The following is a 3,463-nucleotide window of genomic DNA, read 5'->3' on the forward strand; positions in this document are numbered from 1 at the left end:
CCGACTTTGCCATGTATTCTGCTAAGGAGAATGGCAAGAACAATTTCCAGGTATTCACCCGCGAGCTCGACAGTTTGATGACCCGCCGCAGCCAAATGGAGCAGGCGTTGAAAAAAGCGATTGATGATGAGCAGTTCGCGCTCCATTACCAGCCACAGATCAATTTGGCCAGTGGCGAAGTACTTGGCTACGAAGCGCTGCTGCGCTGGCACTCGCCATTTGGCAATGTGCCGCCGTCGGAGTTCATCCCGATTGCAGAAGAAACCGGCCTAATCGTGCCGATCGGTGAATGGGCGCTCCGCCAGGCTTGCCGTGACGCGAAAGAGTTCTGCGCACTCGGCCAGGCAGCGGAGAAAATTTCCGTCAATGTCTCGGCGCGCCAATTCAAGGATCCTGACTTCAGCGAAAAAGTGCGCGCGATCTTCGAACAGGAAAATACAGACCCAAGGCGCTTCGAAATCGAGATCACCGAAAGTGTCATGCTCGACATTGAACAATCTGCCCGCATCATTTGCGAGCTGAAAGCACTCGGTTTGCGCATCGCCATCGATGATTTCGGCGCCGGCTATTCTTCACTGAACGTCGTGAAAAACGTCGAAATCGATACATTGAAAATCGATAAATCCTTAATTGATGAAGTCCTCATCAACCGGCGCAATTTGTTCATCCTCGCGGCCATCATTGAGGTCGGAAAAAACCTCGATGCCCGCATTGTCATCGAGGGCATCGAACTCGAAGAGCAGGCAGAACTTCTGCACCCCTTCGGCATCGTCGGGCAAGGCTATTTGTTCAGCCGGCCTCTGCCACCAGGAAGCCTCGACGCCTTTCTCAATGAGTCCAAATATATCGCTGCAAGAACTGCAGCGAAGCTATTGGAATAAAAAAAGCGCGCAGCCGGATAAGCTGCGCGCCTTTTTCTTATTCAGTTAATCTTTTCGTGTGTATTTACGCACCGCCGGCAAAATTTCCGACGACAATAAATCCAGATTGCGCTCGAGGCGCTCCATCGGCACTCCACCGAAATCCATCTGTGCGATATAGCGCTGATGGCCGTAGAGTTCGTGCTGGTAAAGAATCTTCTCGATGATTTGCTGCGGGCTGCCGATATTCATGACGCTTTCTTTCGTCGCGCCGTGTTGGAATGATTCTTGTGGATAACCACGGCCATTGGTTTTGACCATCCCTTTATCCACATGTGGATAATATTCCGCAAGTGCCTGCTGCGTCGTTTCGGCGGCGTTGAAGAAGCCCGCTGTCGCAACCGGCAATTGCGCTGCGTCGTATCCTGCTTCTGTCGCGGCATTGCGGTAGGCATCGATAGTCATCTTGAACGTCTCCGCCGGGCCGCCGAGCGTCGCGAGCATCATCGGCACCCCGGCCTGCCCCGCTTTGACGGCACTTGATGGATGCCCTCCGACTGCACGCCAAATCGGCAGCCGGCCGTTTTCCGGGCGCGGTAAAATCTGTGCATCTTTCAATGATGCACGGAATCGGCCGTTCCAGTTGACGGTTTCCTGCTCATTGATTTCAAGCAACAGTTTGAATTTTTCTTCATACAATTCCTCATAATAGCGGATGTCGTAGCCGAGCAAATCGAACAACCCGACACGCGACGCTCGCCCGGCGATGATTTCCGCGCGCCCTTCCGAGATCAAATCGATTGTCGCGAAATCCTCGAAAACACGCACCGGGTCGGATGTGGAAATGATCGTCGAAGAACTCGACACTTTGATTTTTTCGGTTGCCTGCGCAATCGCCGAGAGGACGACTGAATGCGCTTGCGTCGCGAAATATTCCTGATGGCTTTCGCGACAAAGTCGACGCCTGCCTGTTCGGCAAGCTGCGCGAAGCGGATAATCTCGCGGACCCGCTCCCCTTCCGATTGCCGTTTTCCTGTATGTGGGTCCGGCAAATGATCGCCGAGTGTATAGATGCCGAACTCGAGGCCGTTGTTCGGATTGATGCGGTATTGTTCCATGTTCTCCGTCCTTTCGCCTTGCGTTTTCCCAATCCTTTTCAGTATAACGGCTCGCACGATGGTGTGGAAATCATCCATTCGGCTGAAAAGAGGGAGGAGAAGAGCCCGATCCTCCTGAACTAGTTAGAGAAGAAAGTTATAGCATTAGGAGGCCAATAGATGAAAAAATGGACAGCCGCCGCATTGGTGCTTGCAGGACTCCTGCTCGCTGCCGGATGTTCCGGCGATAACAATGAAGACACAGCAGAAAGCGAAACGGCTTCGAAAATCGATGGATTTTGGCAAGGTGCAATTGAAGTTCCAGGACAGCCAATCCCGTTTTCGATTGAATTCACTGGAGACAAAGGCACCTTAAGCATTCCGCTGCAAGGCGTCGAAAACTACCCGTTATCGACAATCAAATTCGATGACCCCGAAGTGGCTTTTGACGTTACCTTGCAAGGCGAACGCTTGGTGTTCGAAGGCACACTGGAATCGAAAAAAATCACCGGCCAGATGACGCAGCAAAACCAGAAATTCCCTTTTGAACTCGAACGCGGCGAAAAAGAACAAGCCGCCGATCCCGAGAAAATCATCGAAACGGAAGTCGAAGGCGGCATGATGCAAGCACTCGAAGAAATTCCGGAAACTGGCGGTCCCCATCCCGTAGCGATATTGATTGCCGGCTCAGGACCGACCGATAAAGATGGCAACTCGCTGGCTCTCTCCGGCAAAAACAATAGCCTGAAGATGCTCGCAGAAGATCTCAAGGCGGAAGGCATTGCCGTGATCCGCTACGATAAACGCGCAATCGGCGATAACCGTTCGCTTGCCGTACAGGAATTGGATTTGCGTTTTGACGATTACGTTCAGGATGCAGCCGCATGGGTGCGCTTCGCCAAGGCGGACGAGCGCTTCTCGAAAGTCGCCGTCATCGGCCATAGTGAAGGAGCGCTCGTCGGGCTCGCCGCAGCCAGTCAAGAAGGCGTCGATTCCTATGTATCGCTGACGGGCGTCGGGCGCACAGCGGATGAATTATTGAAAGAACAGCTCAGTACTTTGCCTGCCGCACAATTCGAGGAAGCGGAAGCGATTCTCGAGCAACTTGCGCAAGGTGAAACGGTAGACGATGTAAGCCCGGAACTGCAGCAAGTGTTCCGTCCATCCGTTCAGCCATATCTCCAATCATGGATGGCGTATGACCCGATCGAACAAGTCGAAAAGCTCGACGCGGAGGCATTATTTGTCGGCGGCACGCGCGATTTGCAAGTGCCGGTACGGGATGCAGAACTGCTCCACGAAGCGAAACCCGGTTCCGAACTGCTCATCGTCGATGGCATGAATCACGTACTGAAATCGGTGCCGGATGACCAGCAAGCAAATATGGCGGCTTATGCCGATCCGGAATTGCCGCTCGCCGACGGTTTAGTGAATCGAATCGCGGAGTTTTTGAAAAATTGATTGATCGCAAGTACTGAACTTCCTTTAAAAAATAACCATAAAAAT

General features: G+C 52.7%; 2 protein-coding genes and 1 pseudogene. 2 read left to right on the top strand and 1 reads right to left on the bottom strand.

Annotated features, from left to right (window positions below; all coding sequences use genetic code 11):
• Window positions 1-881 (top strand): putative bifunctional diguanylate cyclase/phosphodiesterase (locus ON064_RS17660; protein WP_274625801.1); only part of this gene is annotated, 881 nt, incomplete at its 5' end.
• A 45-nt stretch (window positions 882-926) separates the two neighbouring features.
• Here ON064_RS17660 and ON064_RS17665 read toward each other — a convergent pair.
• Window positions 927-1,978, bottom strand: a pseudogene (locus ON064_RS17665) (LLM class flavin-dependent oxidoreductase).
• 159 nt (window positions 1,979-2,137) lie between these two features.
• Between ON064_RS17665 and ON064_RS17670 the strand changes: the two are divergent.
• Entirely contained in the window at window positions 2,138-3,418 is a 1,281-nt protein-coding gene (locus tag ON064_RS17670) for an alpha/beta hydrolase (RefSeq protein WP_274625802.1), read from the top strand.
• The last annotated feature ends 45 nt before the right edge of the window (window positions 3,419-3,463 follow it).

The sequence above is a fragment of the Planococcus sp. A6 genome (genome assembly GCF_028823615.1).
In the GTDB taxonomy this organism is placed as follows: domain Bacteria; phylum Bacillota; class Bacilli; order Bacillales_A; family Planococcaceae; genus Planococcus.